Source organism: Ruegeria sp. O6, from assembly GCF_056535045.1.
In genome coordinates, this window is record NZ_JBQERM010000001.1 from 427,994 (window position 1) to 453,017 (window position 25,024).

The following is a 25,024-nucleotide window of genomic DNA, read 5'->3' on the forward strand; positions in this document are numbered from 1 at the left end:
CTTTACCTTCTGCCGCGCAGGTTAACGCAGGCTTTAGGTCAAGGTAAGGGGGGCAGACGCTCAGCCGAAATTCGCAAGTGCCGGGAAGGTTTCCAGCAACCACCAGCTAAAGCGTGTGAACAGGCCTGTCACCAGCATGATGCCCACGAACAGCAGCAGCCCGCCCATGACCTTTTCGATCACACCCATATAGGGCTTGATCCGGTTCATCACCGTCATAGAGCGGTTGAGGAACATGGCAGCCAGCAGAAACGGAATACCCAATCCAGCCGCATAAACACCCAGCAACAGCGTTCCACGCGCCACCGAGGCCTCGGATGCCGCAAGGGACAGGATCGCGCCCAGTTGGGGCCCGATACAGGGCGTCCAGCCGAATGCAAAGGCCAATCCAAGAATATAAGCACCAAAGACCGAGCCACCGGAATCACCGGTTTCGATCCGCGCTTCGCGGTCCAGAAAGGGGATGCGGAAGACGTTCAGGAAATGCAGACCAAAGACAATGACAACGGCACCGGACAGTTTGGCGAAAAGTACCTGATTTTGCAGCACAAACGCCCCGAAGGCAGATGCAGTGAAACCCAACAGCAGGAAAACCGTCGACAGGCCCAACACAAAGAACAGCGCTGACATGGTTGCCTTGCGCCGGGCGCGGGCCTCATCCTGCATCTCGTTGATCGTGACACCGCTCATATATGCCAGATAGGGCGGCACGATGGGCAGCACACAAGGCGACAGAAAGCTGATCAGGCCACCCAGCAGGGCAACAAACATGGCGGGCAGCAGCCCCGCGTCTATGATTTCTATTCCGAACATGTTTTAGCACATAAGTGATGAATGGCGGTCCGTCACGGGGCCAATGAGTCACATCCTCGTGCTTAGAATCTGGACAATATTACAACTTCGCCCTATCCCGAAAATCATGTCAGAGATTACAGATACGCTGGATGCGCTGGGCCTTCTGTGCCCCCTGCCCGTCCTCAAGGCCCGCAAACGGCTAAAATCCATGCCGCAAGGTTCTGTGCTGCGTGTACTGGCTGATGACCCGGCAGCCATCATCGATGTCCCGCATTTTTGCGCCGAAGCTGGCCACACATTGCTGTCTCAGGATTTGGATGGCGAACATCAGGTCTATCTGATCCAAAAATCCGACTGACTTAATGATATGAAAAAGGCGGGCAAATCTGCCCGCCCTTTCATCAGTTGCCCAACGACCACCATCCGCGCCGTTTGGGCCTGTCGGATTCTGGCTCAGGTTCATCTGCCACAGTTTCAAGCACCGGTTCAGGTTCTGCTGCCACGGGTGTTTCTTCCACGGGCGCGTCTTCGACCGGCTCATCGGCAGATTGAACTTCAGGTTCTTCCACCGCAACGATCGCTTCAGCTTGGGCGACTTCCTCAGTCTGCTCGGCAACCTCTGTTGCTTCAGGCGCAGCATCAGCGGCCTCAGCGGCTTCGCTTTGCTCGGCGACAGTCGCCTCGGCAGGTTCGGATTCAGCGTCTGAGGCCGCCTCTTCAACCGTCGGTGCATCAGCCCCGGCATCGGCATCAGTTGCTTCTGTCTGTTCCGAAGCCTCTTCTGCCACCGCATCTTTCTTACGACGGCGCGGAGCGCGCTTGCGTTTGGGTTTGGCGGGTTTTTCCTCTTCCGTCGCTTCGGCTTCGGTTGCCTCGACGGCGGTCTCGGTTTCAGCGGATTCGCCTGCGGCATCCTCCTGCTCTGCCCCTTCACCGTCATCCGCGCCCTGTTCCGGCGCGTCACCATTGCCCCCGCCCTTCTTGCGACGACGACGGCGGCGCTTGCGCTTGGGTTTGGTGTCATCTTCGGTCGGCGCGATATCCTCTTCGGTTTCGTCATCTTCCGAAGAATCGACCAGATCCATCAGCGAGGCATCGACCGACACAACAGGTGCTGTCGCTTCGGGAACGATGCGGCTGGCGGTCTTGAATTTCTCCATCGAGAAATCCGGGCTGACCAGATGCACATCGCCTTCGATCCGTACAGACAGGCCATAGCGCGATTCGATCTGTGCAATATGCTCGCGCTTCTGGTTCATCAGGAAGTTCGCGATACTGACCGGGCAGCGCACCAGAACCTCGCGTGAGCGGCGGCGGGTGCCTTCCTCTTCGATCTGACGCAGGATCGACAGTGCCATGTTGTCGTCCGAACGGATCAGGCCGGTGCCGTGGCATGCCGGGCATGGCTGCGTGGTCGCCTCGATCATACCGGGGCGCAGCCTCTGACGGCTCATCTCGAGCAGGCCAAAACCTGAAATCCGACCGACCTGAATGCGGGCACGGTCGGTTTTCAGTTTGTCCTTCAGACGCTTTTCAACGGACGCATTGTTCTTGCGCTCGTCCATATCGATGAAATCGATGACAATCAGACCGGCAAGGTCACGCAGACGCAACTGGCGGGCCACTTCTTCCGCAGCCTCAAGGTTGGTTTTCAGCGCCGTTTCCTCGATCGAGCCTTCTTTCGTGGCCCGGCCCGAGTTCACGTCGATTGCCACCAGCGCTTCGGTCACGCCGATCACGATATACCCGCCAGATTTCAGCTGAACAGTCGGGTTGAACATCCCCGCCAGGTAGCTTTCCACCTGATAGCGTGCAAACAGCGGCAGCGCGTCCTCGTACCGTTTCACATTCTTGGCGTGCGACGGCATGATCATCTTCATGAAGTCTTTGGCGATGCGGTATCCGCCTTCGCCCTCGACCAAAACCTCATCGATATCGCGGTTATAAAGGTCCCGGATCGACCGTTTGATCAGATCGCCTTCTTCATAGATCTTCGCAGGTGCGATGGATTCCAGGGTCAATGCCCGGATCTGCTCCCACAGGCGTTGCAGGTATTCATAGTCGCGCTTGATTTCCGATTTGGTGCGCTTGGCGCCCGCAGTCCGGATAATCAAACCCGCCCCTGTGGGCACATCAATATCCGCGGCGATTTCTTTCAGTTTCTTGCGGTCAACCGCGTTGGTGATCTTGCGGCTGATCCCACCGCCACGGGCGGTGTTTGGCATCAGAACACAATAGCGACCGGCCAGCGACAGATATGTCGTCAGGGCCGCCCCTTTGTTGCCGCGCTCTTCCTTGACGACTTGCACCAGCAACACCTGGCGCACTTTGATCACTTCCTGAATCTTGTACCGGCGCGGGCGTGGCTTGCGCGGAGGGCGGATGTCTTCGCTGTCGTCTTCCTCGGCCACGGATTCAATCGTGTCATCTTTCGCGGCAGCGTCAGCGTGTTCTTCATCCGCGTCGCCATCATCTGCGTCCTGGTCATCTTCAGACAATTCAGACGCTTCATCGCCATCGTCAGCGCTTGAAGCATCCGCCGCGTCATCAGAATCCCCTGCTGCGTCGTCTTGTGAAGACTCAACTGTTTCAACCTCAGCCTCGTCTTCCGAAGCCGCTTCCTCTGCAGTGTCATCTGACACAGCTTCCGGCGCTTCGTTGTCCTCAGGCTCCTCAACAGGTGTTTCAGCGACGACTTCCATTGGCGATGTCCCCTCGGGCACCTCCATGTCCGCTTCGTCACTGTCGTCAAAATCGATGGTTTCCATACCGGTCGGCTCGGTCGAAACTTCCATCGTTTCGACCAAATCGTCCGACTTCAGATCCGCGGCCTTCGATCGGGACCGCGAACGTCGCTTTTTCGGCTTGCCCTCGTCGGCCTCATCCCGCGCCTTCATGGCCTCGGCATAAGCGCGCTCTTCCTCCATCAACGCCTCGCGGTCGGCGATGGGGATCTGGTAATAGTCCGGGTGAATTTCCGAGAACGCCAGGAAGCCGTGCCGGTTCCCGCCATAATCCACAAAGGCCGCCTGAAGCGACGGCTCAACCCGTGTTACTTTTGCAAGATAGATGTTGCCAGCAAGCTGGCGCTTGTTTTCGGATTCAAAATCGAACTCCTCGACCTTGTTTCCGTCGACCACCACGACGCGGGTTTCCTCCGCGTGGGTGGCATCGATAAGCATTTTCTTAGCCATGTGTCCTTGGTGCACCGCGCCAAACGCGTTGTCCTGACCCGTCCAGGTGGACAGGCACATTTGGGGAGGTGTCTTGTCAGGGCGATATTGGACGGCGCGCGGCAGGGTCTGGCGCTGTGGCCCCCTGCCCGGTCACTCAATCGTTGCGCGCGCGTCATCGCGGTTCTTCTCCGACAGGCGCGTTAGCCGCAGCCTGCCCATTATTCCTTTCGCCCGACATGTCGGACTCAGGTACTACATTGCCCCAAATGAGGCACAATCGGTCTGCTTTGCGGCGAACAATCCGTCATCACCATCAGCAAAGCAGCGAAACTCAATGATTCGGGGCTTATGGACACAAAACTGGCCCGGCCCGTCCGGACACAATAAAAGCAGTCCTGTGGAAAAGACAATGGGCAAACTGCACCGCCCCTGCGACGGCGTGCGGGATCGCCTTCATCTGGCCAAAAATATCCCGGGGGAGTCGCCAAAGGCGACGGGGGCAGAGCCCCCGCCACAAAGTTTACAGATAGTCCGACCGCTGGAGGCCGTATTTGGCCATCTTTTCATTCAGCGTCCGGCGCGGCAGGCACAGCTCATCCATCACAGACGCGATTGAGCCTTTGTGCCGCCGCATAGTGTTATCGATCAGCATCCGTTCAAAGGCTTCGACATATTCCTTCAGCGGCTTGCCTTCAGTGGTCATGACCGGCTGCATTTCCTCGTGATCCGACATCAACAGCGAGGCGATCGTTCCGGACCCACGGCGCGATTGCAGCACCGCGCGTTCGGCAATGTTGATCAACTGGCGCACGTTCCCCGGCCAGGGTGCCTGCAACAGTTGCGCGGCTTCCTGAGCGCTTACCTGAGGCGCATCGCAGCCGTATTCTTCGGCGAACTGCTCGCTCAGACGGGTAAACAGGGTCAGAATATCCTCGCCCCTCTGGCGCAGGGGCGGCATGGTGATGCGCAAGGCGGCCAGTCGGTAGAACAGGTCCGGCCGTAAGACATCTTCGGAGGTTTTTCCCGCCTCTTGCAGGTTCGAGATCGCTACGATGCGTGTCTCGGCCGGCGTGCCCTGCTCGTTCATCACGCTGAGCAGCTTGGCTTGCAGGGAATCGTTGAGCGCTTCGACATCTTCCAGAACCAGCGTTCCGCCCCGCGCCTCTTCGATGGCGGGCAATTGGGCGTCTTCAGGCATCATCGGCCCAAACAGACGTTTGGCCAACGCGTCTTCCTCGTGCGCCGCGCAGGACACCAGCACGAATTTCTTGCCGGCACGGCTTCCAACCGCATGCAGGGCGTGTGCGACAAGCGTCTTTCCGGTCCCTGTCTCTCCGTCGATCAGCACATGGCCATCCGCCTGACCTAGATCGAGGATATCCTCGCGCAGGCGTTCCATAACCGGGCTGGCACCGATCAGTTTGTTCATGATCTGGGTGCCGCCGGACAATTCCCGGCGCAGCGCGCGGTTGTCCAGCGTCAGACGCCGCGCATTGCTGGCCCGTTTGGCCAGTTCAGACATGCGGTCGGGGTTGAAGGGTTTTTCAAGGAAATCGAATGCACCGACACGCATCGCCTCGACAGCCATCGGAACATCGCCGTGACCGGTGATCATGATCACGGGCAAGGTGCTGTCAGCGCCCATCAGCTTTTTGAGAAGCTGAATGCCGTCCATTCCGGGCATCTTGATGTCCGAAATCACTATCCCCGGATAATCCGGACCCAACACCTTGAGCGCATCTTCCGCGCTGGCGAAGGTTTCCGTGTCATAGCCGGACAAAGCGAGCCACTGGCTGATCGATTGGCGCATGTCCTGTTCATCGTCAACAATGGCAATTTTCATGGCTTGTGCCATAGTCATTCCTCGTTATTCCGCGGCTTCAAGGCCGTCGCTTCCCAGTGCAGGCAACTGCATTTCAAACACCGCACCGCCATATTGGCCGTTGCGTGCAGTCAGCCGTCCCCCATGGTCGTTCACGATCCCCGACGAGATGGCAAGCCCCAGACCAACACCGTCTCCGGGCTGTTTGGTTGTGTAGAACGGCTCGAACAGGTTTTCGATATCCTCGATTCCGTGCCCGTTGTCGCGTACGGTCAGCACAGCCGTGTCACCAGCTGCCAGGATGATTTCCACATCTGGCTCCGCCACTGATTTGGTGGCGTCCAGCGCGTTTCGCAAGAGGTTGACCATGACCTGCTCGATGCGCATTCGGTCCCCCATCACGATCACGGGTTCCTCTGGTACGATCTGTGTGATCTTCACGTGTCGCTGACGCAATTGCGGCTCCATCATCGACAGGGACGAGGCCAGCGCTTCACCAAGATTTACTGGTGAAAACGCATCCGCACCCTTGCGCGCATAAGACTTGAGCTGCCGGGTAATTGCCCCCATCCGTTCGATCAGACCATCGATGCGGCCAAAGCTGGCAAGGGCCTCTTCCGGGCGGTTGCGGCGCAGCAACAGGCGGGCCCCGGCCAGATAGGTTTTCATCGCCGCCAGTGGCTGGTTCAGCTCGTGACTGACCGCCGCCGACATCTCGCCCAGGGCAGCCAGTTTCGAGCTTTGCGCAAGAGTCTGTTCTGCCAAATCCAGCGTCTTTTCAACCCGTTCACGTTCAGCGATTTCCCGCTGCAGCCGCGCGTTCAATGCGCGAAGCTCTGCCGACTCGCGCTGGAACAGGGTCATGCGCAACGTGGCACGGCGGCTCAACGCATAGAACGCAAGCGCCAGAAGAATCGCAAACCCCATGATTTCCAGCGCCAGAACGCTGTTCACCTTTTCCCGGATCGAGGCATAGGTCGTGAACGAGGTCATCTGCCAGCCGCGGAACGGAATGCGCGTCTCGATCCGCATCACAGCTTCGCCCTGAAGATAGGCATCAGGCGGCAGCGCGGTCCAATCGGTTGTTGCTCGGATGGCGCGCTGGATCGCACCTTGTGGAGGTTGGCGCAGCATCGCCGTGTTCTCATCCAGCCCGCGCCACCGGGGTTCAGTAGACAGAATGATGTTGCCGGTGCTGTCGGTAACCATCACTGCATCCGAGATACCGGCCCAGGCGCGTTCGAACTTCTGCAGGTCAACCTCGACGACGATCACCCCCAGAAACTCCGCCCCGTTCTCCAACCGGCGCGAATACACAAAGCTGTATCCGCCTGCATCCTTGGGAATAACGGAAAATATCGTCGCGTTCGAGCGGATCGCATCCACAAAATAGGGTGTGTTCCGGTGCCCCTCGCCCAACCTGTTCCGGTCGGTCGCGGCAACTGTGCGCCCGTCGCTGTCCAGCAATACCAGTGAGGCCGCGCCAATCTCTTCCACGAATGAAATAAGGCGCTGTGTCGACAGGGTGTAATCGCCTGACTGCAATGCCGAAATCAACGTCGGGTCGCGGGCAAGCAATTGCGGAACAATCGAGTTGCGGCGCAGTTCACTCAGCAAGTTGCCCGAATACAGCGTCAGCCGCAGTTCCGCCCGGTTGCGCGTGGATTCGGTGAACCTGTCGGTCAACAGCCGGTTCGTGACCCACACCGTTGCAATTGTCGCGACCAGCAGAACAAGAACCGCCAGCCGCAACCGCCAGCCCAGCGGTGCACCACGAAACGGTTTCAACATATTTGACCAGCCAGATCGAACTTCGGGGTTCATGGCGAAAGGTTACGCCCCGGCGGGCGAGACCTCAAGTCACGCCGCTTCAAACACACCTGACAATGCGCGGAACAACGCCACCCCATCTGTGCCGCCATGGCCCTGATCTGCTGCGCGTTCGGGGTGCGGCATCATTCCAAGCACGCGGCGGTTTTCCGACAGGATCCCGGCGATATCCCCGACCGAGCCGTTCGGGTTTTCGGCATAGGTGAACGCGATCCGGTCCTGATCTTTCAAAGCGGCCAGTGTCGTGTCATCCGCAAAATAGTTGCCATCGTGGTGCGCAATCGGAATACCGATCACATCGCCTGCGTTGTAACCGCTGGTAAACGCGCTGTCGCTGGTTTCAACCCTTAGGCCAACGGTCTTGCAGATGTATTTCAGCCCGGCATTACGCAGCAAGGCGCCCGGCAAAATGCCGGTTTCGGTCAGAACCTGAAAACCGTTGCAAATTCCAACGGCATAACCGCCACGTTGCGTGTGTTCGACCACGGCCTTGCAAATCGGCGATTGCGCCGCGATTGCGCCGCAACGCAGGTAATCTCCGTAAGAGAACCCGCCCGGCACACCCACGATATCAATACCTTTGGGCAAAGCCGCGTCTTTGTGCCAGACCATATCGACCTGAAAACCGGCCTGCTCAAAGGCGACGGCAAGATCTCGGTCACAGTTGGATCCGGGGAATACGATTACGGCTGCACGCATGGCGGGCCCTCCTACGAGACAAAATCTGTGACAACCGCAACACCCGGAGGCGTTGGATGGTCAAAAGCGGCAAGCTCGGCGCTTACCTGGTTCAGGGTTATTTTCCGGGTCACCAGCGGGCTCAGGTCGACCCCTTGACCCGCGATCAGCGACAACAGCGACGGATAGCGCCAGCTTGGCATCCCACGGGTGCCAAATACGGAGAGCTGACCAGAATAGAGCACATCCATCGGCAACGACATCTGTGCATGGTCCCCCGTGGGCATTCCGATTTGCACCATGCGCCCCATTTTGCGCAGGGATCGCATGGCGGAAACGGTCGTGGCTTCGACGCCAAGCGCCTCGATCGCAACATCGGCGCCGCCACCGGTGATGTCTTTCACCGCCTGTGGGGCATCACATGTCGCGGCATTGACCACCGCGTCGGCGCCCAGAGTTTTGGCATAGGCCAGCTTGTCCTCGGCGACATCGACTACGATAACACGCGTGCCGAGCGCCTTGCCAAGAAGAAGCGTTGATATTCCGACACCGCCGCCGCCAAATACAGCAATCCACTCACCACCCTGCACCTGCGCCCGGCCAACAAGCGCCTGCCACGCCGTGGTTACGCGGCACCCCAATGCGGCGGCGATTTCAGGCGCGATGCTGTCGGGCAAGGATGTCAGGTTGGCATCGGCATGAGCCACGGCAACATATTCAGCAAAAGCCCCGTCACAGGTAAAGCCGGGCACGACCTGGTTCGGACAGATTGTCTGATGACCCTTTGCGCAGTCCGGGCAATGCCCACAGGCAAGGATAAAGGGCGCAATCACCCGGTCCCCAACACGCCACCGTTTAACGCGCGCACCGACCGAGACCACCTCGCCGCAAAACTCGTGACCGGGTGTCATGGGCAGGACAACGTCCGGGTCTGAGCCCGACCACGCGTGCCAGTCGGACCGGCACACACCGCAGGCCAGCACTCGCACCACAACACCGTCTTCGGCGGGAACCGGATCGGGGATCGTCGACACCTCAAGCGGTTGACGATAGGTGATCAGACGCGCGGCCCGCATCAATCAGACCAGTTCGATCTCGTAGCGTTCGATGACGGTGTTGGCCAAAAGCTTTTCGCACATCTCGGTCACGTCTGCCTCGGTTGCGCCATCGGCAAGCTCAAGATCGATGACTTTGCCCTGACGTACGCCTTCGACCTGATCAAAGCCCATTGCACCCAATGCGTGCCGTACTGCTTCGCCCTGCGGGTCCAGCACCCCGTTCTTGAGCATCACATGAACCCGTGCTTTCATTTTGGCAACTCCACCTGAGGGCCGCATACAAGGCCCATTTCGTTGCGCGGGGGATAGCGCGCCTGATGGGTTTCGACAACCCTGTTTCAAACGCAGTTTGCCGCAGGTAGGTGACGATCCCGCACCGTCAGTTGGACCTGAGTAGTTTTGTTGGCACGGCAGCTGGAAGCTTCGGAATAGTCATCTGATCAAACGGCCCGGCCACACGCAAACACCCTGCTCTACCAACAACTTGGCAAAGACAAAACGCCGCCCTGAGGGGGCGGCGTTTCTAAGGCGTGGTATTTAGTTGATCAGCGTCGGCTTGGTGACGTTGCTGGCAGGCAGCACACCCAGTCTTCGGGCGACCTCGGAATAGGCATCTGTCAGACTGCCCAGATCGCGGCGGAATACATCCTTGTCCAGTTTCTGACCGGTCTTGATATCCCACAGGCGGCAGCTGTCCGGGCTGATTTCATCCGCAACGACCAGCCGCTGATAGTCGCCTTCAAACACGCGCCCGATTTCGATCTTGAAGTCAACCAGACGAATACCCACCGCCAGCATCACGCCGCTCAGGAAATCGTTCACGCGCAGCGCGAGGCTGAGGATGTCGTCCATGTCCTGCTGGCTGGCCCAGCCAAACGCGGCAATATGTTCCTCGGTGACAAGAGGATCGCCCAAAGCATCATCCTTGAAGCAATATTCAACGATCGGACGTGGCAATTGCGTCCCTTCTGCGATGCCAAGACGTTTCGACATCGAACCGGCCGCGTAATTGCGCACGATCACTTCCAGTGGAATGATCTCGCAGTTGCGCACCAGCTGTTCGCGCATATTCAGGCGCCGGATGAAGTGGTTCGGAATACCAATCTGGGTCAGCCCGGTCATGAAGAACTCGGACAAACGGTTGTTCAGCACGCCTTTGCCGTCAATCACGTCTTTCTTCTCGGCATTGAACGCGGTGGCGTCATCCTTGAAATACTGTACGATGGTGCCCGGTTCGGGGCCTTCATACAGAATTTTGGCCTTGCCTTCGTAGATTTTCTTGCGACGCGCCATAAGCGACCTTTCCAGACTGGCGAAAGGGAATGAGTCCCTTCACGTTGGCGTCCTCATAGTGCAAGCCCTGCGTTCCCGCAAGTTCGCTGCCCCGAGGGCCTTTGACGCAGCGCAAATACCTTGCACCCAGAGTGTCCTATTGTCATATCATCAGTGAGAAACGGTAATCCAAGGGGTCCCCAACCAATGACCACATTCGACGAACGTGAAGCCGCGTTTGAAAGCAAATTCGCCCATGACGAAAAGATGCAGTTCATCGCTCGGATGCGCCGCAACCGCTTTATGGCTGTCTGGGCGTCTGCGCTGAAGGGCGAAACTGTTGAACAGGCACGGAAATACGGCCAGGAACTGGTTCATACCGACCTACAGCATGTCGGCGAAGACGATGTTGTCGAGGCGGTCAAAGCCTACTTGGGTGATCTTGCGGATGAAGCCACGATCCGTTCGAAAATGGCCGAGCTTCTGGTTGAAGCCAAAGAACAGGTGATGGTGGAAGGCGAGCACTGATTGCCTGAAATGCAAAATTCATGATCTTCATGAGTTTTATGAAATTGATTTGACGCCCTGGTCATGAGACACGGGGCGTCTCTGTTTTTTTGCAGCGTTTATACGCTTTTTCTGGAATAACCCTATGACAAACGCGCTGAGCAAACTTCTGGACACCAAAGACGCCATCCTTGCGGACGGTGCAACGGGGACCAATTTATTTAACATGGGTCTGCAATCAGGTGACGCGCCTGAGCTGTGGAATGTGGATGCTCCGGACAAGATCAGGGCGCTGTATCAGGGTTCCGTCGACGCGGGCAGCGACCTGTTTCTGACCAACACGTTTGGAGGCACTGCGGCGCGTCTGAAACTGCATGATGCGCAGAACCGCGTGGGCGAGCTGAACCGTATCGGCGCAGAACTTGGACGTGAAATCGCGGACAAAGCCGGGCGCCCTATTGTCGTGGCCGGATCGGTTGGACCCACCGGCGAGATTATGGAACCGGTCGGCAGCCTATCGCATTCCGACGCGGTTGAAATGTTCCATGAACAGGCCGAGGCTTTGAAAGCGGGCGGAGTTGACGTTCTTTGGGTGGAAACCATCAGCGCGCCAGAGGAATTCCACGCGGCAGCCGAGGCCTTTGCGCTGGCCGACATGCCCTGGTGCGGCACGATGAGCTTTGACACGGCCGGGCGCACGATGATGGGTGTCACCTCGGCCGATCTTGCGCTTTTGGTCGAAACCTTGCCAAACCCACCGATCGCTTTTGGGGCCAATTGTGGAACCGGCGCGTCGGATATCCTGCGCACGGTTCTGGGTTTTGCAGCGCAAGGCACCGAGCGTCCGCTGATCTCAAAGGGCAATGCGGGCATCCCGAAATACGTGGATGGCCATATCCATTATGACGGGACACCCGAACTGATGGGTCGGTATGCTGCCATGGCACGGGATTCGGGCGCAACAATCATCGGCGGGTGCTGCGGGACCATGCCTGATCATCTGCGCAAAATGCGCGAAGCGCTGGATACCACTTCGCGCGGCGAGCGCCCGACACTGGATCAGATCACCGAGGCACTGGGGCCGTTCTCGTCGGCTTCGGACGGAACCGAGGACGACGCAGGCCCCGAACGCCGCACGCGTCGCCGTCGCCGCGCCTGACGCTTATCAACGCCCTTCGAATTTCGGAGGGCGTTTTTCCATGAACGCCACCACACCTTCTGCAAAATCCCGCGACCGGCCACATTCACCTTGAAGATGCGCCTCGGTTGCAAGCTGCTGCTGCAATGTGTTTTCGTAGGTCCCGCGGATGGCACGCTTGATCGCGCCATAGGCGGCGGTTGGACCTTTGGCCAGATATTCTGCCCTTTTGTGCCAATGTGCGGCAAACGCATCATCGGGGACAGCTTCCCAGATCATGCCCCATTCTTCGGCCTGCCGGGCGCTGATCTTGTCAGCAAACAAGGCGGCCCCCATTGCTTTGGCCAAGCCCATCTGACGCGGCATGAACCAAGTGCCCCCGGCATCGGGCAGCAAGCCGATACGTGCAAAAGCCTGCAGGAAATACGCACTCTCCGTTGCAATAACCACATCCGCACACAGCGCAAGGTTGGCCCCTGCCCCCGCAGCAGGTCCGTTTACAGCAGCGATCGTCGGAACCGGACAGCTGTGGATGGTTTCCAGCATCGGCTCGTATTCGTCGCGCAATGATCGTTCCAGATCGATCTTACCGGTCGATGATGCATCGCCCAGATCCTGCCCGGAACAAAACGCCGGACCTGCCCCAGTGATAACGATACAACGCGCTTTAACCGCGGCGTCTTTCATCGCGTGGGTAATCTCTGCCCGCATCCGAGTGGTCAGCGCGTTCATCTTGTCCGGTCTGTTCAGGGTCAGAACCGCCAGACCGTCCGATATGTCCAATAGAACCGTTTCGTAATTCATGAAGACTTTTCCTTCGCGCCACGTGTTTAAGCACGTTTACTTGTCCGGGCTGGTTGGGAAAAGCAGAACCAAACGTCAGTCTTCAAGAATTTGGCGAAGGCGTTCCTGTTCTTCTGCGCTTAGAGCTTCGGTTTCACCTGAAACCTGCGCCCTGGCGCGTGTGCGAAGAAAGTTCAACCCGACTGCGGCAGCGATCAGCAACATGATCGGCCCGGCAAGCCACAACAGCAGATTCGAGCCGCTGGTGGTGGGCTTGAGCAAGACATATTCGCCGTAGCGGTCAACGATAAACGCGACGGCCTCTTCGTCGCTGTCACCCGCAACCAGGCGTTCACGCAAAAGCAAGCGCAGATCGCGTGCCAGTTCAGCGTTGCTTTCGTCAATGCTTTCATTGCGACACACCAGGCATCGCAACCCAACACTCAGGTCGCGCGCGCGCTGCTCCAGTACAGGGTCGTCCAGAACTTCATCAGGTTGTACCGCAAACACCGGCGCTGCCAGCAGCAGCAGGATCAATACAAGGCGTTTCATTCTGCGGGTACTCCGCCAGCGGGGGATTTGCGCGCACCTGCGGCGACACGGAACCGCCTGTCGCTCAGGCTAAGGACACCACCGAGCGCCATCAGGATACATCCACCCCAGATCCAGTTCGCCAAAGGCTTGATATAGGTGCGCATGACCCAGCCGCCATCTGCCTGCTGATCCCCGATGACGACGTAAAGATCACCAAGAAAACGATAGTCAATCGCGGCCTCGGTCGTCGGCATTCGTGCAACGGGATAATCCCGTTTCTCGGGATGCAGCGTTCCGATGACGCGACCGCCCTTTTCGACCAGAACATCAGCCGTGGTTGAAAAATAGTTCGGCCCCTGAACCCGTCGCACGTCCTGCAATGTCAGTGTAAACTGACCCACTTCGAACGGCTGGTTCAGTTGCGCCACACGGATATCTTCCGCCTCCCACGCGGTCAGACCGGCAATCGCAAAGATCGTGACCCCAAGACCGGTATGGGCAACTGCCTTACCCCAATCGGCTCCCGGAAGTCGGATCAGACGTTTGAAGCTGCCATTGCGGCCTGTCCGGCTCCACAAATCAATGGCGGCGCCGAATGTAATCCAAGCCCCCAGGAACAAGCCTACGGGTCCTAACGCGCTGCGACCGGTCTGCATCGCCCAAACCAACAGCGCAATCGCCAGCGCCAAACCAAAGGCATAGCGCAGGGACCAGGCCGTTTTGCCCAGCCGACCGCGTTTCCACGGCAGCATTGCCCCGATTGGCAGGATAAGCCCCAGCAAAACCATGAACGGAGAAAACGCCGCGTTGAAAAACGGTGCCCCAACCGAAAGTCTGCGTTCAAGCATCATCTCGGCCACCATCGGCCACATCGTCCCAACAAAAACGACGAAGCAACTGACCGCCAGAAGGACATTGTTCACGATCAGCGCGCTTTCGCGGCTGACCATGCCAAAAACGCCCTTGGCCTCCATCGCTTGCGCGCGTGCGGCAAACAAGGTAAGCGCGCCGCCGATGAAGAAGACCAGAATGATCAGGATGAACACACCGCGTTCCGGATCATTGGCAAAGGCGTGAACCGAGGTCAGCAGCCCTGATCGTACGATAAACGTACCGATGAGGGAAAATCCAAACGCGATGATTGCCAGCAGAATGGTCCAACTTTTCAATGCTTCGCGCTTTTCCACAACAATTGCCGAGTGCAACAGCGCCGCCGCCAACAGCCAGGGCATGAAGGACGCGTTTTCGACCGGGTCCCAGAACCAGAAACCGCCCCAGCCGAGTTCGTAATAGGCCCACCAGGACCCCAGCGCGATACCGATAGTCAGGAAAACCCAGGCCGCCAGCGTCCAGGGGCGCACCCACCGGCCCCAGGCCGCATCGATACGCCCTTCAATCAGGGCAGCAATCGCAAAGCTGAATGCCATGCTCAGCCCGACATAGCCGAGGTACAGAAACGGCGGATGGAAGGCCAACCCGGGATCCTGCAGCAGCGGGTTCAGGTCGCGCCCGTCAAACGGAGCGATGGCCAGCCGGTCAAACGGGTTCGACGTTAACAGGATAAAACCGAAAAACGCCACGGCAATGGCCGATTGAACGGCCAGAACACGTGCTTTGAGCGTCGGTGGCAAGCCGCCGCCAAAGAAGGCTGCCATCGCACCAAACAGGGTGACGATCAGCACCCACAGCAGCATGGATCCTTCGTGGTTGCCCCATGTTCCGCTGATCTTGTACAGCATCGGCTTTGCTGTGTGGCTATTCTCGACCACAATCCTGAGGGAGAAGTCAGACGTTACAAACGCCCAGATCAATGCACCAAATGCAAACGCTGTCAGCAGGAACTGGACGATCGCGGCGGGCTCTGCAAAGCCCATCCAGCCGGCCCAGCGTTTTGAGGCGCCGATCAGGGGAACAACGCTTTGCACAATTGCGACAAAGAACGCGAGGATCAGGGTGAAGTGGCCAAGCTCTGTAATCATGCCCCGGAATATACGCCGGTGCGGAACCGGGGGCCATGACCTTTAGCTTGTTCTGCACGCACAAAGTGTCGCGGGTCAGATACCGCGAAGCTTTCGCCAATCGTTCAGCGCCTGGTTTTCCTCGGGACGTATGACATCGCTGTTCAGCACAGCATCCGGACCGGGATCAGCAACTCCCGGGCTGTCGCTCTGCATCGTGCGCCAGGCCTCGATATTGCTCATGACCGTTGGCAGTTGCGTCATGGTTGAGCGGATATCCCGCTGAAAATCCTGCATTTTACTTTGGTGACGCGCGCCAAAGTAAAACGATACGATCACGCCCAGCAACCACCACAGCGGCTCTGGGACCAAGGCTATGCCCTGCATCCGTGCGGCAAACCATATTGGGTCGACCATGGCGGCAACAAACAAGCCAAGCGTTCCCAATGCCAGCGCCGGGCGCGGTAACCTGTTCACGCCGTCCATGACACGGTCAAAAAGACCCTTCTGAGGTGCCTGAAATTCGCTACCGAACTGCACCATGGCCTGAGTTTGAATCTCATTGGCGCGTACTGCGCCTGCTTCGGTGTTTTCACGATAGAGTTCTGCGGTTTCCTGTAAGACGTTGCGCCCGTTACCAAACAAAAGCGCCAGCACACCTGAAATCAGCCCCATGCCGCGATCCTTCTGGTAAATTCGCTGTCCGAAAGATGATAACGCGGCGAAAGAAATTCTTCGGCCCGTTTTATCCAGCCACCTTTGCCGCCTGATCGGCTACGCGCGTATTTTCTGGATGCAGGCCGCTGATCAGCAAGGCGAAAATAGTAGTTTCGCCGCGCAATCCCGTAGGCGTCGCGCAGGACATCGGGCTCTGGCTGCGCCGCGCTTTGGCAGGCCGCCACGGTTTGCGGGCCTATCACGCCGTCGGCGGTGACGTTAAACCCCATTTCCTGTAGCAGCCGCTGAAGGATCTTCACCGCCTGCGCACCGGCATTCACATACATGTCGAAAACCGAAGCATGCAGGGTTTCGGGAAGCTCCGCAATGTGCGGCTTGTCGAAATAGTGCTGCACAAAGATGTCGACCGCTTGTCGAGCGGACACTGCGCGCACATCCGCCTCGTCAACCCGACCGTCGCCAGTCAGATCCAAACCCAGCCTGCGCAGGGTGTGAATCGTGACCCCGAACTTGGTTGCTCCGCCCGGATCGTCGGGGTCATCAACAAAGCCCCCTTCACGGGCCACAATCTCTTTGGCAATTTGCCGAACCGTTTGCATACCACCCTCGTAACGTTAGGTGGCCACACCGTTTCCGACAGACATTAACGATTCAAAACGAAACGGAGCGCAGCATGCACCATGCACGCAACGCTCCGAAGCAGGTCCAGAGGGTTTATTAGCTTTCTTCCGCGCCTTTATAGACACCTTGCTCTTTCAGAGCGTCCATGACCTCTTTCGGCATGTAGGTTTCATCGTGTTTGGCAAGAATTTCAGTCGCTTCAAAGACTCCGTTCACGTAACTGCCTGTGCCGATCATCCCCTGATTTTCCGAGAATAGATCAGGCAGGACACCTGTGAACGAGACCGGAACGCTTTCACCACCATCCGTTACAACAAAACGAATAGTTTCGCCCTGTCCGCGAATGATCGAGCCTTCTTCAACCAAGCCGCCAATCCGAAACACTTCGGTCGGTTTCGGCGGCTCTGCAATCACCTCGCTGGGCGAGCGGAAAAAGTTGATCCCGTCCTGCAATGCCCAACCAATCAACGCAGTTGCCGCCACCAAGGCAACAACTGCCACCAGAATGACTTGTACGCGCCGACGTTTCTTGAGCGTTTTCATACCATCCTCACGGGAAAAGCGGGGCCATCATCAGGCCCAGAGTTTCATCTTCACCTAACATCAGGTTCGCGTTCTGCAAGGCTTGCCCACTGCTACCTTTTGTCAGGTTATCCAGCGCCGCAATCACAATTGCGCGCCGCTCAATCCGATCGGCCACAACACCGACGTGACAGAAATTCGACCCCCGCACATGGTGGGTCGAAGGGGTCTCACCCATCGGCAGCATCTGGATGAACGGCTCATCCGCATAGGCTTTGGCAAGCGTTTCGTAGATGCTGTGCGGGTCGCCCTTCACATAGGTTGTGGCCAGAATACCCCTGTTTGCAGGGATAAGGTGGGGCGTGAACTGCACATGCACGGCCCGACCGGCAAGTTTCGAAAACTCCTGATCAAATTCACCAAGATGCCTGTGCGTCCCTCCGACGGAATAGGCGTTGCTGCCTTCGCTCAGTTCAGCGTGCAGCAGGTTTTCCTTCAATGACCGCCCTGCCCCTGACACGGCGCATTTCAGGTCCAGAACGATATCGTCCAGATCAATGACCCCGGCAGATATCAGCGGCCGCAGAACATATTGCCCGGTCGCCGCATTGCACCCGGTGCCCGCAACAAGCCGTGCCCCCTTGATGTCTTCGCGGTAGAACTCGGTCAGACCATAGATCGCCTCTTCCTGCTGTTTTAGCGCGGTATGCGGATTGCCGTACCATTTTTCGTACTCGTCGGGGTCGGCCAGCCGGAAGTCGGCAGACAGGTCAATGATTTTCAGATCTTTCGGCAAGTCCCGGATCACTTCCTGACTGGTTTTGTGCGGCAAAGCGCAAAAACACAGGTCAACCTGCGAAAAGTCGATCTCGGAGATTTTGCACAGATCAGGCAGATCCATGTGGCGCAGATGCGGGAAAACCTGCGCCATGGTCATGCCAGCCTTACGTTCGGCGGCCAGCGCGACGATATCCATGTTCGGGTGCTCGGCGATCAGCCGCACCAGTTCAGCGCCGGTATAGCCCGAAGCGCCCAAAATTGCGATTTTATGGGTCATGTCAGACCTCTTTCACTTGAGTGTCACATGTTTCGACCGCCGATGTGACGGCCTTGAAATAAGGGAAGCAAAGTGGCTGCGTCCTTGACCTAAGTCAGGCAGCCTGGAATGTGATTTGTCGTCGGAGGAACTGCGTCGCCCGGTCGCTGACTACATTGGGTTTGCCAGTTGTCAGAAAACCACTCGGGCCGTCGCCCAACATGTTGGGGTGACGTTGCAGGTAATCCGCCAGACTGTCAGCAACAAGCGCACCCTGGCTGTAAACCTGCACATCTTCACCCAACGCCGCCTGGAATGCTTCGGCCATCAACGGGTAATGCGTGCACCCCAGAATAGCAGCCTGAGGTTCTGGCATTTTGCGTTTCAGCGCATCCACATGGCTGCGCACCAAGGCTTCGGCCAGGATCATGTCACCGTCTTCTATGGCATCCACAACGCCGCCACAGGCCTGTGCCTCGACATCCACTCCGATGGCCCGAAATGCCAATTCCCGCTGAAAAGCCCTGCTGGACACGGTGGCAGGCGTTGCAAACAACGCCACATGTTTGACGGCCACTTCGCGCGGCGGAGAATTGTCGCCCCATTGCCGTTCGGTCAGCGCTTCGATCAACGGGACAAAAACGCCAAGAACGCGTTTGCCGCTGGGCACGCCCTCTTCCTGCATGCGCCGCAACGCTGCGGCGCTGGCCGTGTTGCAGGCCAGAATCACCAGATTGCAGCCACGCGACCACAGATCCTGAACCGCCTTGCGGGTCAGTTGATAGATATCCTCGGCATCACGCACACCGTATGGCGCGTGTGCACTATCTGCAAAATACAGGAAATCAACGTCCGGCAGACGTTGCTGCGCGGCACTCAGGACGGTCAGACCGCCCAAACCGGAATCGAAGATACCTACTGCCATTAGATCCTTCAGGCGCGATGCCGTTCCTCAAACTCATAGCCGTAGTCATAAGACTTCAACGGCGTTGGAGACAGCTCATACGTGGCTTTGCGCAGGAAATCCATCATCTTGCGCGTATCCTTGCTGAGCGGGTCCAGAATGTCACGGCGTATCGGCTCTCCGATCACGACTTTCACCGGTGTATCAACGCGTTTCTTGAACTCTTTGATCAGCAGGCCCATCCGCAAAGTACTGTGCAGATGGCTGGCGATCTGAAACAGACGAGACGTGTGGCCATCAAAGAAAACCGGGACAACTGTGGCATTCGATTTGGCCACCATCCGCGCGGTAAACCCGCGCCAACCCGGATCCATGGGGTGGGAAAACGGCTTAACCCCGGTGCTGACCGTCCCGCCGGGAAAAATGCCGATCGCCCCGCCTTCGCCCAGATAGCTGAGCGCGGTTTTGCGGGTCTCAAGGTTCAGCTGCATCGCCTCTTTCGTTTCATCAAACGAAATTGGCAGAATGATGCGATTCAGGTCTTCGGCCTTGCGAAACACCCGATGGGCCAGAATGCGGAAATCACCCCGTGTCTCGGACAGGATATGTCCCATCATCAGGCCATCCAGAATTCCGTAGGGATGATTGGCAATCAGGATCAGAGGACCGTCTTTCGGAACATTCGAAAGCGATCCCCCTGCCACGTCCAGTGTCAGCCCATAACGTTCAACCATCACGGCCCAAAAGTCGCGCCCATTGGCAACGTCTTTCTCGTACCCGTCCGCACGTTTGATCAGGCGCATACGGCCTGTGGTGTTCTCCATCAGCTTGATAACCATCCGCCCGCCTTTAGTATCGGCGGAATGCGCGTAGGAAATGTCGCGAACGGCATGACGACGAGAAGGCATATGGGTCTCCGGTTTGTTGCCTGCAAAATAGGTGCAAGTAACAATTTTGCCTAGCTATCGTGACACGCTTGTGACGTTTTATTCCGCTGCAGTCTGCAACCCTGCCCCCCCGCCGCGAATGACGGCCAGCAACTCCTCGCGCCGCTTGGCTGCTTTGGCCTCGTTCTCGCGCAATACCGGGCCAAATCCACGGATATCCAGCGGCAAACGGGCCAGGGCGGCAATCGCATCGCGCGTGGTCTGCGACACAAGCGGCAGAACTTCGCGCATGTCCTTTTCATATTGACGGATCAACGCACGCTCCATCCTGCGTTCCGACGAATAGCCAAATATATCCAGCGGCGTACCGCGCAGCGCCTTCAACCGGGTCAAAAGCTTCAATGGGCCAATGACCGACTCCCCGAAAGCACGTTTGCGCGGTCTGCCGTTGCTGCCCGATCCCCCCAAAAAGGGCGGGGCCAGATGGAATGTCATCTTGAAATCGCCATCGAACTCGGCAGCCGCTTTGTCACGGCTTGTCAGAAGAAGGCGCGCGACTTCGTATTCATCCTTGTAGGACAACAGCTTGTGATAGCCTTTTGCCACCGCTTCGCGGATATCCGCATCCTCAACACTGTCGACCAGCTTGCGATACCGCTTGGCCAGCCGCGCACCTTGGTAGTCGGTCAGATGGCTTGCGCGGAAATCGATCTTCTGATCCAGCGATTTGGGAATCTCGGTCACGGTCGGGGACAGAATGGACTGTACCTCTGCCGGATGAAGAACCGCCCAACGCCCGATATCAAACGCACGCTTGTTCCGTTCAATCGTAGTTCCGTTCAATTCGATGGCATCAAAGATCGCCTGATGGCTGACGGGCAACAACCCGCGCTGCCAGGCCGCGCCAAAGATCATCATGTTGGAATAGATCGAGTCGCCCATCACGGCGCGTGCCAACTCGGTCGCGTCAAACAGCGAGACATCTTCTTTCAACCGAGCCTGGAGGGCCAGTTCCAGCTGGTCGGCAGGAATGCGGAACTCGGTATTGCGCGTAAAGTCGCCTGTTACCGTCTCATGGCTGTTCACAACGGCGCCTGTACGGCCAGTGCGCGTCAGGCCCAATGTTTTGGCTCCAGCGGATACCACCAGATCACCGCCGATCAGTGCATGAGCTTCGCCGGTTGCGACACGGATGGCGCTGATGTCTTCGGGTGCATTGGCCAGACGGCAATGGATGTGTACCGCGCCGCCTTTCTGCGCCAGGCCCGCCATTTCCATCATGCCCGCGCCTTTGCCGTCAATCTGGGCAGCCTGTGCAAGAATTGCGCCCAGCGTGACAACACCGGTTCCCCCGACACCCGTGATCACCACGTTATGCGTACCGCTGATCTTGGGCAGCACCGGCATCGGCAGGTCGGGCAAGTCGATTTCGGTTGTTGCCTCTTTGCGGATCTTCGCCCCCTCAAGCGTAACGAAGGACGGGCAAAAACCGTTCAGGCAGGAATAATCCTTGTTGCAGCTTGACTGATCGATGGCGCGCTTGCGCCCGAGTTCTGTTTCCTTGGGAACGATCGACACACAGTTCGATTGCACCCCGCAATCGCCGCAACCCTCGCAAACATCGGTATTGATAAACACACGCTTGTCCGGGTCCGGGAACGTGCCGCGTTTGCGGCGGCGGCGCTTCTCGGCCGCACAGGTCTGAACATAAACGATGACCGAAACACCCTCGATCTCGCGGAACTTTTCCTGCACTTGCATCAGTTCCGCACGCTCGAATGTCTGAACACTCGACGGCAGAGCCTTGAAGTTTACGTCTTCTTTTTCGTCATAGACCAGAGCAACCTCACGGACACCCATGGCTTTGACTTCGGCAACGATCCGTTCTGCAGTCAGATCGCCTTCATTCTCCTGCCCGCCCGTCATGGCGACGGCATCGTTAAACAGGATCTTAAAGGTGATGTTCGTGCCCGCAGACAACGCCGCACGGATCGCCTGAACGCCCGAGTGGTTATAGGTGCCATCGCCAAGGTTCTGGAACACGTGTTTGGTGGTCGAAAACGGGGCCTCACCGATCCAGTTCGCGCCTTCACCGCCCATCTGGGTAAAGCCGGTGGTATTCCGGTCCATCCACTGAACCATGTAATGACAACCGATCCCTGCATAGGCACGGCTGCCATCCGGGACTTTGGTCGAACTGTTGTGCGGACAGCCCGAGCAGAAATACGGAAGCCTTGTTGCGATTTCCTGTGCGTTGTCGGCCCGGCGCGCCTCGGACAAAGAGGCCAGCCCGGCCCGAATACCATCGGTTTCACGCCCTTCTTCGATCAGGATTTCACCCAGCTTTTCAGCAATCATGATCGGGTCGAGCGCGCCACGGGTCGGAAACAGTTCGTCGCGGTGCAACGTACCGGCACCGCCCTTGTACCACCCATAAACCCGGCGGCCGCGACGGTCGTCAAAGATAGCCTCTTTGACTTGAACCTCGATCAGCTTGCGCTTTTCCTCGACAATCACGATCAGGTCCAGCCCTTCGGCCCAGTCGTGGAACCCGACCATGTCCAGCGGGAAGGTCTGCCCCACCTTGTAGGTCGTGATCCCCAGCCGTTCGGCTTCGGATTCATTGATATTCAATAGCGACAGCGCATGGGTCAGGTCCAGCCAGTTCTTGCCCGCCGCAACAAACCCGATCTTTGCACCCGGTTTGCCCCATATCCGCCTGTCCAGCTTGTTGGCATGCGAAAACGTCTCGGCTGCAAACCTTTTGTAGTCGATGACACGCGTTTCTTGCAGGTGCGGCGTGTCCCCAAGGCGGATATTCAAACCGCCTTCCGGCATATCGAAATCAGGTACGACGACCTGCATTCGGTCGGGGCGACCATCCACAACCGAGGTAACCTCGATTGTGTCCTTCATGGTCTTTAGCCCAACCCAAACCCCAGCAAAACGGCTGAGCGCAAAGCCGTAAATTCCGTAGTCGAGGATTTCCTGCACACCCGCCGGGCTGACGACAGGCATATACATATCTACCAGTGACCATTCGGACTGATGCAACACGGTCGAGCTTTCGCCGGTATGGTCATCACCCATCGCCATAAGCACACCGCCATGCTTGGCGGTTCCGGCCATATTCGCGTGGCGCATGACATCACCGGACCGGTCTACGCCCGGCCCCTTGCCGTACCAAAGCCCAAAAACCCCATCGAACTTGCCGTCGCCGCGCAAGCCGGCCTGTTGGCTGCCCCACAGCGCCGTTGCCGCCAGATCTTCGTTCAATCCGAATTGAAACGTAACATCGCTTTGGGACAACTGCCTTTGCGCCCGCATCATCTGCTGATCAACAGCGCCAAGTGGCGAGCCACGATATCCAGTCACCAGCCCCGCAGTGTTCAGTCCCGCCTGCCGGTCTCTGGCCTTTTGCATCAGCATCAACCGGACAAGTGCCTGTGTTCCGTTCAGAAGAACGGGGCTTTTCTCAAGATCGAACCGGTCGTTTAACGTAATCTGTGGCTGACTCATCAGACGTCTCCCCTCGCCAGATCAGTGTGCATGTACTCAGCGCATTTTAGGTCATAATTTCTGACCTGTATAGGTTTTATGCACTGAACCGTAACGATTTCGGCCTTTGATTGTAGAACTTGTTACCTGTTTCATATAGGCGTTCGAAAAGATAACGAAAGTTGCGGCGATGGATTGGGACAAGCTTAGAATATTTCACGCGGTGGCCGATGCGGGCAGCCTCACACATGCCGGGGACAAGCTCAATTTGTCTCAATCCGCCGTGAGCAGACAGATCCGTGCGCTGGAAGAGTCATTGGATGCCACCCTTTTTCACCGTCACGCCCGGGGGCTGATTCTCACCGAACAGGGTGAATTGTTGTTCGACGCCACATCCGCCATGTCAAAACGGCTGGACGCAGCTGCCGCACGCATTCGCGACAGTGAAGAAGAGGTCTTTGGCGTTCTTCGGGTCACGACGACCTTTGGGTTCGGCACACTGTGGCTCGCCCCGCGCCTACCCAAGCTTTATGAACAATATCCTGATCTGAACATCGACCTGATGCTGGAAGAACGTGTTCTGGACCTTCCCATGCGAGAAGCGGATGTCGCCATTCGCATGAAGGAACCCAGCCAGGCAGATCTTGTGCGAAAACGCCTGATGACGGTTCAGATGGCGCTTTACGCGACGCACAACTACATCGAAGCCCATGGCGGAATGCTGAAATCTCTGGAGGATATCCAAAATCACCGGCTGATCTGTCAAACACCCGCGGCACCCCAGGTGGGCGCCAGCGCGGCCATGGTACGCCATCTTATGACCTACAATCCCGCATCCCTGTTGACGGTGAACAACTACTTCGGCGTCCTTCAGGGAGTGTTGCACAATCTCGGCATTGGGGTTCTGCCAGATTACGTCACACAGGATTTCCCGCATCTTGTGCCGGTTCTGTCGGATGTCGAAACCGCTGACGTGCCGGTCTATCTGGCTTATCCTGAAGAACTCCGACACTCCAAACGTGTCGGGGCGTTCCGCGACTTTGTGCAGGACGAGATCATCGCACAGCGCAAACAACTGAAAAAGATGGGAAAACTTTAGCTATGCACAAATAGCATAGCGGGCATGAGGACATTTCAGGGTTAATTTCCTTGAACGTTTACAAACTGACCCCTAAATGAGCACTCGAAGGCGGTGATGCTGAAACGCTCATCATCTTCATACCTCCCTGTTGGACTACGGCCGAGCTTATTGCTCGGCCTTTTTTTTGCTCTAGGCATTGCATCAAGTCAGCGAAAGCTCTGGGAAAAATACACGCATAGGCATATG

The 25,024-nt window shown here is 57.7% G+C and carries 22 protein-coding genes; 4 read left to right on the top strand and 18 right to left on the bottom strand.

Going from position 1 to position 25,024, the window contains the following annotated elements:
- Nucleotides 1-60: 60 nt before the first annotated feature.
- Nucleotides 61-813, bottom strand: a complete 753-nt coding sequence (locus ACR0DY_RS02160; RefSeq protein ID WP_480481070.1) for a cytochrome c biogenesis CcdA family protein — start codon at nt 811-813, stop codon at nt 61-63.
- A 106-nt stretch (nt 814-919) separates the two neighbouring features.
- Here ACR0DY_RS02160 and ACR0DY_RS02165 point away from each other — a divergent pair, with 106 nt between their 5' ends.
- On the top strand, nt 920-1,153 hold the full coding sequence (locus ACR0DY_RS02165) for a sulfurtransferase TusA family protein (protein WP_480481072.1): 234 nt from the start codon (nt 920-922) through the stop codon (nt 1,151-1,153).
- Nucleotides 1,154-1,196: 43 nt separating this feature from the next.
- On the opposite strand, the gene ACR0DY_RS02170 is transcribed toward ACR0DY_RS02165, so the two are convergent.
- The 7 genes from ACR0DY_RS02170 to purC all read right to left on the bottom strand — a co-directional run bounded on the left by ACR0DY_RS02170 (nt 1,197) and on the right by purC (nt 10,652).
- Nucleotides 1,197-3,989: an Rne/Rng family ribonuclease gene (locus ACR0DY_RS02170; RefSeq protein WP_480545605.1), complete on the bottom strand. Its 2,793-nt coding sequence runs from the start codon at nt 3,987-3,989 to the stop codon at nt 1,197-1,199.
- Between the two features lie 502 nt (nt 3,990-4,491).
- Nucleotides 4,492-5,826, bottom strand: coding sequence for a sigma-54-dependent transcriptional regulator (locus ACR0DY_RS02175; RefSeq protein ID WP_480476731.1), 1,335 nt, complete (start codon nt 5,824-5,826; stop codon nt 4,492-4,494).
- A 12-nt stretch (nt 5,827-5,838) separates the two neighbouring features.
- Complete coding sequence (locus tag ACR0DY_RS02180) at nt 5,839-7,584, bottom strand: sensor histidine kinase (protein WP_480481076.1); 1,746 nt, start codon at nt 7,582-7,584, stop codon at nt 5,839-5,841.
- 69 nt (nt 7,585-7,653) lie between these two features.
- The gene (purQ, locus tag ACR0DY_RS02185; protein WP_267364602.1) at nt 7,654-8,322 is read right to left on the bottom strand and encodes a phosphoribosylformylglycinamidine synthase subunit PurQ; all 669 of its coding nucleotides are present in this window, start codon (nt 8,320-8,322) and stop codon (nt 7,654-7,656) included.
- Between the two features lie 11 nt (nt 8,323-8,333).
- Nucleotides 8,334-9,377, bottom strand: coding sequence for a zinc-dependent alcohol dehydrogenase family protein (locus ACR0DY_RS02190; protein WP_480623073.1), 1,044 nt, complete (start codon nt 9,375-9,377; stop codon nt 8,334-8,336).
- A 3-nt stretch (nt 9,378-9,380) separates the two neighbouring features.
- Nucleotides 9,381-9,611, bottom strand: coding sequence for a phosphoribosylformylglycinamidine synthase subunit PurS (purS, locus tag ACR0DY_RS02195; protein WP_117872765.1), 231 nt, complete (start codon nt 9,609-9,611; stop codon nt 9,381-9,383).
- Nucleotides 9,612-9,896: 285 nt separating this feature from the next.
- Nucleotides 9,897-10,652, bottom strand: a complete 756-nt coding sequence (purC, locus tag ACR0DY_RS02200) for a phosphoribosylaminoimidazolesuccinocarboxamide synthase (RefSeq protein ID WP_209504015.1) — start codon at nt 10,650-10,652, stop codon at nt 9,897-9,899.
- Nucleotides 10,653-10,838: 186 nt separating this feature from the next.
- On the opposite strand from purC, the gene ACR0DY_RS02205 reads away from it, so the two are divergent.
- Together ACR0DY_RS02205 and bmt are read left to right on the top strand one after the other, a co-directional pair.
- Nucleotides 10,839-11,159 (top strand): DUF1476 domain-containing protein, encoded by a 321-nt coding sequence (locus ACR0DY_RS02205; RefSeq protein ID WP_480472609.1) that lies wholly within the window; start codon nt 10,839-10,841, stop codon nt 11,157-11,159.
- A 124-nt stretch (nt 11,160-11,283) separates the two neighbouring features.
- Complete coding sequence (gene bmt / locus ACR0DY_RS02210; protein WP_480545607.1) at nt 11,284-12,297, top strand: betaine--homocysteine S-methyltransferase; 1,014 nt, start codon at nt 11,284-11,286, stop codon at nt 12,295-12,297.
- Nucleotides 12,298-12,303: 6 nt separating this feature from the next.
- On the opposite strand, the gene ACR0DY_RS02215 is transcribed toward bmt, so the two are convergent.
- From ACR0DY_RS02215 to ACR0DY_RS02260, 10 genes are all read right to left on the bottom strand, one after another.
- Nucleotides 12,304-13,080 (bottom strand): enoyl-CoA hydratase-related protein, encoded by a 777-nt coding sequence (locus ACR0DY_RS02215; RefSeq protein ID WP_209504018.1) that lies wholly within the window; start codon nt 13,078-13,080, stop codon nt 12,304-12,306.
- A gap of 75 nt (nt 13,081-13,155) precedes the next feature.
- The gene (locus tag ACR0DY_RS02220) at nt 13,156-13,611 is read right to left on the bottom strand and encodes a cytochrome c-type biogenesis protein (protein ID WP_480481083.1); all 456 of its coding nucleotides are present in this window, start codon (nt 13,609-13,611) and stop codon (nt 13,156-13,158) included.
- Entirely contained in the window at nt 13,608-15,572 is a 1,965-nt protein-coding gene (locus tag ACR0DY_RS02225; RefSeq protein WP_480897751.1) for a heme lyase CcmF/NrfE family subunit, read from the bottom strand. The genes ACR0DY_RS02220 and ACR0DY_RS02225 overlap by 4 nt, the downstream gene beginning before the upstream one ends.
- A gap of 75 nt (nt 15,573-15,647) precedes the next feature.
- A complete protein-coding gene (locus tag ACR0DY_RS02230) occupies nt 15,648-16,226 on the bottom strand; it encodes a holin family protein (RefSeq protein WP_480537800.1) in 579 nt (192 codons plus the stop codon).
- A complete protein-coding gene (locus ACR0DY_RS02235) occupies nt 16,217-16,828 on the bottom strand; it encodes a holin-associated N-acetylmuramidase (protein ID WP_480472597.1) in 612 nt (203 codons plus the stop codon). Before ACR0DY_RS02235 ends, ACR0DY_RS02230 begins: the two co-directional genes overlap by 10 nt.
- Nucleotides 16,829-16,946: 118 nt before the next feature.
- Nucleotides 16,947-17,393 (bottom strand): cytochrome c maturation protein CcmE, encoded by a 447-nt coding sequence (gene ccmE, locus ACR0DY_RS02240; protein ID WP_209504023.1) that lies wholly within the window; start codon nt 17,391-17,393, stop codon nt 16,947-16,949.
- Nucleotides 17,394-17,400: 7 nt separating this feature from the next.
- Nucleotides 17,401-18,429 (bottom strand): N-acetyl-gamma-glutamyl-phosphate reductase, encoded by a 1,029-nt coding sequence (argC, locus tag ACR0DY_RS02245; protein ID WP_480545609.1) that lies wholly within the window; start codon nt 18,427-18,429, stop codon nt 17,401-17,403.
- A 94-nt stretch (nt 18,430-18,523) separates the two neighbouring features.
- A complete protein-coding gene (gene murI / locus ACR0DY_RS02250) occupies nt 18,524-19,333 on the bottom strand; it encodes a glutamate racemase (protein ID WP_480897753.1) in 810 nt (269 codons plus the stop codon).
- An 8-nt stretch (nt 19,334-19,341) separates the two neighbouring features.
- Nucleotides 19,342-20,220, bottom strand: a complete 879-nt coding sequence (locus tag ACR0DY_RS02255; RefSeq protein ID WP_480481091.1) for a lysophospholipid acyltransferase family protein — start codon at nt 20,218-20,220, stop codon at nt 19,342-19,344.
- A 78-nt stretch (nt 20,221-20,298) separates the two neighbouring features.
- The gene (locus ACR0DY_RS02260) at nt 20,299-23,718 is read right to left on the bottom strand and encodes an indolepyruvate ferredoxin oxidoreductase family protein (protein ID WP_480897755.1); all 3,420 of its coding nucleotides are present in this window, start codon (nt 23,716-23,718) and stop codon (nt 20,299-20,301) included.
- Nucleotides 23,719-23,887: 169 nt separating this feature from the next.
- Between ACR0DY_RS02260 and ACR0DY_RS02265 the strand changes: the two genes are divergently transcribed.
- Complete coding sequence (locus tag ACR0DY_RS02265) at nt 23,888-24,796, top strand: LysR family transcriptional regulator (protein ID WP_480481095.1); 909 nt, start codon at nt 23,888-23,890, stop codon at nt 24,794-24,796.
- Nucleotides 24,797-25,024: the final 228 nt, after the last annotated feature.

Excerpts from the sequence above, each read along its gene's own strand:
- ACR0DY_RS02160 (WP_480481070.1), bottom strand. The coding sequence starts at position 813 with ATGTTCGGAATAGAAATCATAGACGCGGGGCTGCTGCCCGCCATGTTT.
- ACR0DY_RS02165 (WP_480481072.1), top strand. The coding sequence starts at position 920 with ATGTCAGAGATTACAGATACGCTGGATGCGCTGGGCCTTCTGTGCCCC.
- ACR0DY_RS02170 (WP_480545605.1), bottom strand. The coding sequence starts at position 3,989 with ATGGCTAAGAAAATGCTTATCGATGCCACCCACGCGGAGGAAACCCGC.
- ACR0DY_RS02175 (WP_480476731.1), bottom strand. The coding sequence starts at position 5,826 with ATGGCACAAGCCATGAAAATTGCCATTGTTGACGATGAACAGGACATG.
- ACR0DY_RS02180 (WP_480481076.1), bottom strand. The coding sequence starts at position 7,584 with ATGTTGAAACCGTTTCGTGGTGCACCGCTGGGCTGGCGGTTGCGGCTG.
- purQ (WP_267364602.1), bottom strand. The coding sequence starts at position 8,322 with ATGCGTGCAGCCGTAATCGTATTCCCCGGATCCAACTGTGACCGAGAT.
- ACR0DY_RS02190 (WP_480623073.1), bottom strand. The coding sequence starts at position 9,377 with ATGCGGGCCGCGCGTCTGATCACCTATCGTCAACCGCTTGAGGTGTCG.
- purS (WP_117872765.1), bottom strand. The coding sequence starts at position 9,611 with ATGAAAGCACGGGTTCATGTGATGCTCAAGAACGGGGTGCTGGACCCG.
- purC (WP_209504015.1), bottom strand. The coding sequence starts at position 10,652 with ATGGCGCGTCGCAAGAAAATCTACGAAGGCAAGGCCAAAATTCTGTAT.
- ACR0DY_RS02205 (WP_480472609.1), top strand. The coding sequence starts at position 10,839 with ATGACCACATTCGACGAACGTGAAGCCGCGTTTGAAAGCAAATTCGCC.
- bmt (WP_480545607.1), top strand. The coding sequence starts at position 11,284 with ATGACAAACGCGCTGAGCAAACTTCTGGACACCAAAGACGCCATCCTT.
- ACR0DY_RS02215 (WP_209504018.1), bottom strand. The coding sequence starts at position 13,080 with ATGAATTACGAAACGGTTCTATTGGACATATCGGACGGTCTGGCGGTT.
- ACR0DY_RS02220 (WP_480481083.1), bottom strand. The coding sequence starts at position 13,611 with ATGAAACGCCTTGTATTGATCCTGCTGCTGCTGGCAGCGCCGGTGTTT.
- ACR0DY_RS02225 (WP_480897751.1), bottom strand. The coding sequence starts at position 15,572 with ATGATTACAGAGCTTGGCCACTTCACCCTGATCCTCGCGTTCTTTGTC.
- ACR0DY_RS02230 (WP_480537800.1), bottom strand. The coding sequence starts at position 16,226 with ATGGGGCTGATTTCAGGTGTGCTGGCGCTTTTGTTTGGTAACGGGCGC.
- ACR0DY_RS02235 (WP_480472597.1), bottom strand. The coding sequence starts at position 16,828 with ATGCAAACGGTTCGGCAAATTGCCAAAGAGATTGTGGCCCGTGAAGGG.
- ccmE (WP_209504023.1), bottom strand. The coding sequence starts at position 17,393 with ATGAAAACGCTCAAGAAACGTCGGCGCGTACAAGTCATTCTGGTGGCA.
- argC (WP_480545609.1), bottom strand. The coding sequence starts at position 18,429 with ATGACCCATAAAATCGCAATTTTGGGCGCTTCGGGCTATACCGGCGCT.
- murI (WP_480897753.1), bottom strand. The coding sequence starts at position 19,333 with ATGGCAGTAGGTATCTTCGATTCCGGTTTGGGCGGTCTGACCGTCCTG.
- ACR0DY_RS02255 (WP_480481091.1), bottom strand. The coding sequence starts at position 20,220 with ATGCCTTCTCGTCGTCATGCCGTTCGCGACATTTCCTACGCGCATTCC.
- ACR0DY_RS02260 (WP_480897755.1), bottom strand. The coding sequence starts at position 23,718 with ATGAGTCAGCCACAGATTACGTTAAACGACCGGTTCGATCTTGAGAAA.
- ACR0DY_RS02265 (WP_480481095.1), top strand. The coding sequence starts at position 23,888 with ATGGATTGGGACAAGCTTAGAATATTTCACGCGGTGGCCGATGCGGGC.